This is a genomic window from Sphingopyxis sp. (genome assembly GCF_050725655.1).
In the GTDB taxonomy this organism is placed as follows: domain Bacteria; phylum Pseudomonadota; class Alphaproteobacteria; order Sphingomonadales; family Sphingomonadaceae; genus Sphingopyxis.
In genome coordinates, this window is sequence record NZ_JBOHHT010000006.1 from 1 (window position 1) to 8,117 (window position 8,117).

The 8,117-nt window shown below is 63.2% G+C and carries 12 protein-coding genes; 2 read left to right on the forward strand and 10 right to left on the reverse strand.

The window, feature by feature from the left end:
* From ACREBX_RS00855 to ACREBX_RS00900, 10 genes are all read right to left on the reverse strand, one after another.
* A partial coding sequence (locus tag ACREBX_RS00855) for a hypothetical protein (RefSeq protein ID WP_431559860.1) occupies window positions 1-184 on the reverse strand: 184 nt, incomplete at its 3' end.
* Between the two features lie 145 nt (window positions 185-329).
* A complete protein-coding gene (locus tag ACREBX_RS00860; protein WP_431559861.1) occupies window positions 330-1,319 on the reverse strand; it encodes an SDR family oxidoreductase in 990 nt (329 codons plus the stop codon).
* Between the two features lie 59 nt (window positions 1,320-1,378).
* Window positions 1,379-1,948 carry an aminoacyl-tRNA hydrolase gene (pth, locus tag ACREBX_RS00865; protein WP_431559862.1) on the reverse strand — a complete coding sequence of 190 codons (570 nt, stop codon included), beginning with the start codon at window positions 1,946-1,948 and terminating at the stop codon, window positions 1,379-1,381.
* Between the two features lie 57 nt (window positions 1,949-2,005).
* Window positions 2,006-2,644, reverse strand: coding sequence for a 50S ribosomal protein L25/general stress protein Ctc (locus ACREBX_RS00870; protein ID WP_431559863.1), 639 nt, complete (start codon window positions 2,642-2,644; stop codon window positions 2,006-2,008).
* Window positions 2,645-2,754: 110 nt separating this feature from the next.
* Entirely contained in the window at window positions 2,755-3,654 is a 900-nt protein-coding gene (locus tag ACREBX_RS00875) for a TraB/GumN family protein (RefSeq protein ID WP_431559864.1), read from the reverse strand.
* Window positions 3,651-4,580 (reverse strand): TraB/GumN family protein, encoded by a 930-nt coding sequence (locus tag ACREBX_RS00880; RefSeq protein WP_431559865.1) that lies wholly within the window; start codon window positions 4,578-4,580, stop codon window positions 3,651-3,653. Before ACREBX_RS00880 ends, ACREBX_RS00875 begins: the two co-directional genes overlap by 4 nt.
* Before the next feature lie 65 nt (window positions 4,581-4,645).
* Window positions 4,646-5,080 carry a hypothetical protein gene (locus ACREBX_RS00885; RefSeq protein ID WP_431559866.1) on the reverse strand — a complete coding sequence of 145 codons (435 nt, stop codon included), beginning with the start codon at window positions 5,078-5,080 and terminating at the stop codon, window positions 4,646-4,648.
* Complete coding sequence (locus tag ACREBX_RS00890) at window positions 5,073-5,285, reverse strand: helix-turn-helix transcriptional regulator (RefSeq protein WP_431559867.1); 213 nt, start codon at window positions 5,283-5,285, stop codon at window positions 5,073-5,075. The genes ACREBX_RS00885 and ACREBX_RS00890 overlap by 8 nt, the downstream gene beginning before the upstream one ends.
* Window positions 5,282-5,860, reverse strand: a complete 579-nt coding sequence (locus ACREBX_RS00895) for a hypothetical protein (protein ID WP_431559868.1) — start codon at window positions 5,858-5,860, stop codon at window positions 5,282-5,284. The genes ACREBX_RS00890 and ACREBX_RS00895 overlap by 4 nt, the downstream gene beginning before the upstream one ends.
* Window positions 5,861-6,123: 263 nt before the next feature.
* Window positions 6,124-6,450, reverse strand: a complete 327-nt coding sequence (locus ACREBX_RS00900; protein WP_431559869.1) for a UrcA family protein — start codon at window positions 6,448-6,450, stop codon at window positions 6,124-6,126.
* Window positions 6,451-6,727: 277 nt separating this feature from the next.
* Here ACREBX_RS00900 and ACREBX_RS00905 point away from each other — a divergent pair, with 277 nt between their 5' ends.
* Together ACREBX_RS00905 and ACREBX_RS00910 are read left to right on the forward strand one after the other, a co-directional pair.
* Window positions 6,728-7,624: a glycine--tRNA ligase subunit alpha gene (locus tag ACREBX_RS00905; protein ID WP_431559871.1), complete on the forward strand. Its 897-nt coding sequence runs from the start codon at window positions 6,728-6,730 to the stop codon at window positions 7,622-7,624.
* The gene (locus tag ACREBX_RS00910) at window positions 7,612-8,091 is read left to right on the forward strand and encodes an endonuclease domain-containing protein (protein ID WP_431559870.1); all 480 of its coding nucleotides are present in this window, start codon (window positions 7,612-7,614) and stop codon (window positions 8,089-8,091) included. Before ACREBX_RS00905 ends, ACREBX_RS00910 begins: the two co-directional genes overlap by 13 nt.
* Window positions 8,092-8,117: the final 26 nt, after the last annotated feature.

Here is an 8,117-nt window from a genome sequence, read left to right on the forward strand (position 1 = left end):
GATCGCCGCTGGTGTCGTCGCAAGCGGCGAGCGCCGGCAGAATCGACAGACCGAACAGGCCGTTGCGGAGCAGCGTCCGGCGCGAGGGGTTTTCGGTAACGATCGCTTCCAGGCTGTCAGGCCCCGGAAGCGTATCGGTTTCTCCGCGATAAGGCGCGCGGGCGTCGTCGGTAAGATGTGACATGCAGTCCCCCTGTTTTCGGTTGAGCCCCGGACTGGATCGTCCGGAATGAGGTGGCGCACCGATTGCAGAGGGAGGTGTCAGCTACATGGCTTCACCATGTCGGGAGCATATGATTCATATGACGCTTCAGTGACATGGTGTGCGGTCAATCATGCACGGCCTTGACCAGCGGACCAAGCGGCGAACCGCCAAGCCACGCCAGCTGGACCTCGGCCGACACGCGGTTGATCGCCTCCTGCGGCTTGTTGCCGGGATGCACCGCACGGCGGAGCGGGCGCTTGCCGGCGGGCAGCGCCATGATCTCGGCAATCGCGCGCGGCACATCGGCGGGGTCGGCGCTGCGCCCGCTGCCGTCTTCGGTTCCCATGCCGCGTGTGAAGGGCTCGTAGGCGGCGAGCAGCGCCGCATCGCTGCGGCCTTTCAGCGCGCCGGTATAGGCGTTGCGATTAACCCACACCTTCGTCGGATAACCGCCCGGCTGGATGATCGTGACATCGATGCCGTACGGCACCAGCTCATAGGCGAGCTGCTCGGACAACGCCTCGACGGCGAATTTGGTCGCCGAATAATGGCCGCCGCCGGGCACGATAACGCGGCCGAGCTGCGACGAGATGTTGAAGATCTGTCCACCCTTCGCCGCGCGCATCTGCGGCAGCAGCGCGCGAAGCATCCGCTGGATGCCGAAGACGTTGGTCTCGAAGATCAGCCGGGTGGCTTCCATATCCTGCACCTCGACCGGCCCGGTGATACCGATGCCGGCGTTGTTCACCAACGTGTCGATGCGCCCGCCCGCGAGCTGTAGTGCCTTGCCGGTGCCGGTTGCCACCGAATCATCATTCGTGACATCGATTTCGACGATGTGCAGATCGAGCTTCTCCTTCGCCGCTTCGGCGGCGAGGCTTTCAGCTTCAGGGCGCGGGACGTTGCGCATCGTCGCGATGACCTTCGCTCCGAACCGGGCATAATGGAGCGCGCCAACGCGGCCGAAACCGCTCGATGCGCCGGTGATCAGCATCGTGCGGCCCTTGAGCGAAGCGGCGGCGGGCGGCGCGGCGTGGAGGATGGCAGGGGCGGCGGTGAGTGCGGCGGCGCCAGCGATCAGGTCGCGGCGGCTCGGAAGGCGGTGGTCGGGCATGGGGACTCCTTTCGAGGAGGCATCATGCATCAGTCGATGGAAACCGCCAAATAGCCGCGTCAGCCCTGCAGGCGCAGCGCGAGATCGCTCTGGAAGCGCACATCGTCGCCGTCGGCGAGCCATTTGGCCTCGGCTGCGATCGCGCCGAGCAGGTCGATCAGCGGTTCCATCTCGCTCTTGTGGTAATTGCCAAGGACATGGCCGGTGACACGGTCCTTGTGTCCCGGGTGGCCGATGCCGATGCGCACGCGGCGGAAATCCTCGCCGATATGCTGGATCATCGACCGGATGCCATTGTGGCCGGCCGCGCCGCCGCCCTGTTTCACTTTCACCTTCATCGGCGCGAGATCGAGCTCGTCGTAGAAGGCGGTGACGTCCTGCGGGGTCAATTTATAGAAATCGAGCGCGGCGCGCACGCTGCGGCCGCTTTCGTTCATGAAGGTGCCGGGTTTGAGCAGCAGGATGCGCTGCGATCCGATGCGCCCGTCCTGGATCCATGCCTGGAATTTCTTCGCGGGCGTGGGAAAGTCGTGGACATCGGCGATGACATCGGCGGCCATGAAGCCGACATTGTGGCGGTGCATCGCATATTGCGGCCCGGGATTTCCGAGGCCGACCCAGAGCTGCATGCTATTCGCCTTTCGTGGAAGGCCCCTCCCGCCGGGGGAGGGGCCGCCCGGATATGATCAGGCTTCTTCGCCGCCTTCGGCAGCAGCTTCGCCTTCGTCCACCGTCGTGTCGCCGGCAGTCGACTTCATGGCCGACGGCGCAACGATCGTCGCGATGGTGAAGTCGCGATCGGTGATCGCGCTTTCGGCGCCCTTGGGCAGGGTGACGTTGCTGATGTGGATCGAATCGCCGACGTCGAAACCGGTGACGTCGATCGTGATCTCGTCAGGAATCTTGTCCGCGTCACACGCGATTTCCAGCTCGTGACGGACGACGTTCAGCACGCCGCCGCGCTTCAGGCCCGGCGAGGCTTCCTCGTTCGCGAACACGACCGGAACCGCGACGGTAACCTTGGCGTCCTTCGCGATGCGGAGGAAATCGGCGTGGATCGGGCGATCCTTGACCGGGTGGAAAGCGACGTCCTTCGGCAGGGTGCGGATGGTCTTGCCACCCACGTCGATCATCACGACCGAGTTCATGAAGTGACCCGTCATCAGCTGCTTCATCAGCAGCTTTTCTTCGACGTGGATCATCAGGGGTTCTTCTTTGCCGCCATAGACAACGGCGGGGACGCGGCCATTACGACGCAGGTCACGCGAGGCTCCCTTGCCTCCGCGTTCGCGCGTCTCGGCCGTCAGCGTCAGCTGATCGCTCATATCATTTCTCCGAGAAACAGTTACACAGTTCCGCCACGCCTCCAGGGATGACCATGACGGAAGCCGGGGCGCTTAGCGGGGAAGTGGCGGAAATGCAAGCGCGACGGCGCCTATTGCACGCGCGTCACCTTCAGGCCGTCCGCTTCGAGCATCGTGGGCACGCCGTCGGACCCGACCAGATGTCCCGCGCCAACCGCCATCAGCACCGTGCCGGGCCGTTCCAGCCGCTTTTGTACCCACGCGCTCCAGCGCCGGTTGCGGTCGGTGATGATCGCCTTGCGCGCGGCCGGCACGGCATCGACATCGTCGTTGATGACCTTTTCCAGCGCCGCGACATCGCCGCGGCCCCACGCCGCGGTCAGGGCGCCGACGTCTTTCACGGCATCGTCCGATTTTTCGGCCGCGCGGGTCAGGAGCGTGCGCTGCGTCGTCGGGTCGAGCGTTTCGAACAGCATGAGCTGTTCGCGTGCCGTCTCCAGGCCGCCGATCGGCTTGCGGGCGTCCCTGAACCGCTCGGTCAGGCGCGTTTCCACACCGTCCGAAGAATCGAGTTCGGCATTCTGCGCCACGCGCTGGCCCATCAACACCATCACCGCCCAATCGTCGAGCGTATCGCCGCCGAAATCGCCGCCGCTCGCCTCCAATGCCCGATAGCCGCCGAGTGCCGGAGGCGGCAGCCGTTTCTCCATCGCGAGCGGTGCGGTCCGGGGTGCGAGCGTCTGGAAAACGGCGCCGGCCTTCGCCAGTTCGGCGGGCGACAATTCCATTACTAGTTCGTCGGCCGCCCCCATGGCGTCGGCGACCTTGCCCCCGCCCCAGTCGGTGCCGCGCGGCAGGGCATGCATCGCGCCCAGCATATAGATTTTTGTGTCGTCGTCGGCGACCAGCCACATCGCGGGCCGCGCCTGCCGTGCCGGCTCCGCGGTGCCGCAAGCGGCGAGCAGGCACGGCAAAAGGGCGGCCGCAAGGCGGCGACCCCGATGATGCGAAAGGCGGACTATTCCCTTCAATATTTGACCCGCTTGGCGACGAGGCCGCGTGCCTTCAGATAATCCTGGACGCTCTTCTCGCCCGCGAGATGGCCTGCGCCGACCGCGACGAATACAGTGCCCGGTTGATCCATCCGTGCTTTCAGCTGGTCGGCCCAGCGCGCGTTGCGGTCCCACAGCAAAGTCTTGGCGAGTTCGGGCGTCGCGGCCAGGCTTTCGTTCATCGTCACGGCCAGCGCGCCGGGATCGCCCTTCGCCCACTGCGCGACCATCTTGTCGAGTTGCGGCCCCAGCTTGTCGAGATCCTTGACCACCGAATTCAGAAAGCTGATCTGCTGGTTTTCGGGCAACGCATCGAAAAAGCCCAACTGCTGGCTCAGGGTTTCAAGGCCCGCAACCGGCTTGCCGGCTTTTTTGGCGGAGCTCGTCAGCAGCTTTTCGACGCCCTGTTCGGGATCGTAACCGAGTTTGGTGAGTGGCAGGACCGACAGGGTGATTGCAGGAAACCAGGGTTCGAACATGTCGAACTGCGCCGGCGCAATTCCAAGACTCGCCAGCGCGGCTTGATACGCCTTGAGCTGTTCGGCATCGAGGCGCGACGAGAGCGTCTTGCCGCTCTGGTCGATCGCCAGCGGCATCATTTCCTTCGCCATTGCCGCCTGATCTTCAGGCATGACGATTTCGAGCATCAGCTCGTCGGATTTGTCGAATGCCGTCTTCACCGCCTCGTCGAACCAGCCGAGGCCGGGCTTCAGCACATGGACGGTGCCGAAGAGATAGATCGTCGTGTCCTTGTCCTTGACGACCCACAGCGCGGGATCGGCGTCGGTCGTGGCAGGCGCCGTCGTCTGAGCGGTTTCGGCCGCATGGACGGCCGGGAGCATCGCAGACTGCGCGAATGCGACGATCGCGCAAGTGGCGGCAAGCTTTTTGAACCAGGTTTTCATCGGGAAATCACTTTCGTTACGGGCGCCTATGGCCGGATCGAACAGGGAAGGGGAGCGGAAAATACTCAGCGGTATTTGAGCCACAGCCAGACGATGGCGTTGACCGCGAGCGCGCCGAGGAACAGCAGCATGACATCGGGCGCGGGCGCGAGGCTGGCACGGTGGAGCACCCACCAGGTTGGGGCCGCGAGTGTCAGCGCATACCATGCCGCGGTGCCTGCCCACAGATAGGCGCGCTCCTCATGGTCATCGACCGAGCGATGATAGAGGATCAGCGAGACGGCCATGCCGACGATCCACGCGATCGACGCGCCGATCGCGAAATTGACCGGCAGTGCCGAATTGCTGAGCAGCGCCAGGCCGATCGTCGTGCCGTCGCTCTGCGCGCTCTGCATCCAGGCGCCGAGCACGCCACCGAACGCGCCGGCCAGGCCGAGCGCGGTCCAGTAACGTTTGCGGCGCGGCGACATCGGGCGTTTCATGTTCCGGGTCTCAGTCATCGTCGTTTCCTTCGTGGCCGTCATCGAAAATCTCTTCGATCGGCATGTCGAACAGCCGTGCGAGCTTGAAGGCGAGCGGCAGCGAGGGGTCATATTTCCCGGTTTCGATCGCATTCACCGCTTGCCGCGAGACATCGAGCCGGTCGGCGAGTTCCGCCTGGCTCCAGTTCCGCATCGCGCGCAGCACTTTCAATTTATTGTTCATCGTATCCCCCGCAGACGATGCCATTGGAATCCCATGAGGAACAGTGAGAGTAGGAGGAGCCAGCTGTACGACAGCCAGATAGCAGGCTCGACCGGCGCGGCGCCGGACGGCGCGTTGCGTGTACCTTGCCAGCCATCGGCCATGCCCAGCGCGAATAGCCCAATAAGCGGCAGAGAGAACAGCGCTTTGACCGTGAAACCGGTTGCGCGTTGCCAGCAATATTCGGCGAATTCGTCACGTTTCCAGCCAAATAATACGAGGAGCGCCGTCAAAATGAAGGCGGTCAGAGCTGGCAAGGCAATCGACAACTCGGCCGGCAAGGTCAAATTTTCGTCCGGCAGGCTCAGGTCGGCTACCCAGCCAATGATCCACAGAATTGTCGCAACATCAATCCAGAAGAAATAGCTGCGCCATCTGGCTTTAGCTGTCGGGGGTGAAGCGCCGCTCATCTCGCGAACCGACGGACGAGTTGGAGTGCTGGGGACGGCGGGGCATATTTCGCCGTTTCGATCGCATTCGCGGGTCGCCCCCACACTTTGGGCCAATCGGCCTCGCTCCAGTTGCACATCGCGCATAATATCCTTCGTTTGTCGTTCATCGAAGCCTTGCCGGCATTTCTATCCGAATGGACGTCGTTTCTCATAGAGCATCTCTATGTCCGGAAAGGAGCGTCTTTTGTCAGTGTCCGTTCGGAATATGGTCGGCGTTTCGGGCGACAGTTTCATATGGGCCTTCGTCGGGCGAAGGACTGGAGCGCCGCCGCAATGGAAGGCGCTCCAGCCCAAGTCGCTGGCCGTCACCGGGGAGCGACGTCCAGCGAAAGTCATCGAAGCAGTGGTCAGCGAGCAATGTTGACCATCAACAGGGCCAGCTGGGTGCCGCTCTGTGCCTGTGCGATAGCCCGTTCGGTTTGCGGTGCGGCATTGGCGAGGGTCGCTGACACGCACGCCGACTGACGCGCCGCTTCGGCCAGGCCGCGCAGCCCCGATTGGCACACCCGGCGCGCAGCGTTCTTCAGGCGCATGTCGAGCCGTGCGCGATCGGCTGCATGGGTCAGGTCGAGGTCGTTGGTGTTGACGGCTGCGGTGGCGCCTTCGGTCTGGGCGGCGGCGGGAACGGCAGCAACGGTGAGCGAAAGGGCGAGGATCAGCGTGCGGGTCATCATGTCTATATCTCCTTGGATCAACTAGGTCTTGGTCAACTCAACCTGTCTTCATGTCAGGTATGCATGACTATATGTCGCGATTCGCTGACTATGTCAATAACACCTTACAAAAAGTTCTGGAGACCTGACTAAGTCGCGCATTTTCGCGCCGTGACGAACGGCGGGGAGCCTTGACCGTGCGGCATGGCTGCGCCAATGCGGCGACGATTTTTGCACCTGCGAAGGAATTGCGGCCGTGGCCGACGGGGCGGACAAGACACCACTCAGCTTTCAGGACATGATCCTGACGCTGCACGCCTATTGGGCGGCGCGCGGCTGCGCGATTCTACAGCCTTATGATATGCGCGTGGGGGCGGGGACGTTTCACCCGTCGACGACGCTGCGCAGCCTCGGCCCCGAGCCGTGGAACGTCGCCTATGTTCAGCCAAGCCGCCGGCCGACCGACGGCCGCTATGGCGAGAACCCGAACCGGCTCCAGCATTATTACCAGTATCAGGTCATCCTGAAGCCGTCGCCCGCCGACCTGCAAGAGCAATATCTGGGCAGCCTCGCCGCGATCGGCATCGACCCGCTGCTCCACGACATCCGTTTTGTCGAGGATGATTGGGAATCGCCCACATTGGGGGCGTGGGGGCTGGGCTGGGAAGTCTGGTGCGACGGGATGGAAGTCACCCAGTTCACTTACTTTCAGCAAATGGGCGGCTTCGACTGCAAGCCCGTCGCGGGCGAGCTGACCTACGGGCTCGAACGCCTTGCCATGTATATCCAGAATGTCGACAAGGTGTACGATCTACGCTTTTCCGACGCGGTCGGCCCCGATACCGAAGATGGGGTCGCGGCGGTCAGCTATGGCGACGTCTTCCTCGAAAATGAAAAGCAGTTTTCGAAATGGAATTTCGAGGTTGCCGACACCGACACGCTGTTCGCGGGTTTCAAGGCGGCCGAGGCCGAATGCCAGCGCGCGATCGCCGCGAATGTGCCCTTGGCGGCCTATGACCAGGCGATCGAGGCGAGCCACCTGTTCAACCTGCTCCAGGCACGCGGCGTGATCAGCGTGCAGGAACGCGCCAACTACATGGCGCGCGTCCGCGATCTCGCGAAGGGCAGCTGCAAGGCGTGGATCGACAGCCAGTCCGAACGCTGGACCCAAAAATATCCGGGGTGGACGCTGTGATGGCCATCTCAAATCCTCCCCGGAACGGGGAGGGGGACCGCGCGAAGCGTGGTGGAGGGGGCTCGCGAAGCCTGCAACGCCCACAGGTCTACACTGCGCGAAATCTCCGCCGGGAAATGACGCTGCCCGAAGTATTGCTATGGGAACAGCTTCGCGCGCAAAAGCTGGGCGTGAAGTTTCGTCGTCAGCATTCGGTGGGGCAATATGTCACCGATTTTTGCAGCGTTGCCGAAAAGCTGATCGTCGAAATCGACGGCGAAGCGCATAGTCGGGGCGCGGCCCCCGAACGCGATGCCGTGCGCGACGCCTTTCTCGCGATCCAAGGATTTGAAGTCGTGCGCATCACAGCAAAAGATGTGTTGGAGAATATGGACGGCGTCATCGCGCTGCTTCGGCTGAAGGCCGAAAGCCCCCTCCACCACGCCTCCGGCGCGGTCCCCCTCCCCGCACGCGGAGAGGATTTTTGATGACCGACTTTCTTCTCGAACTGCGC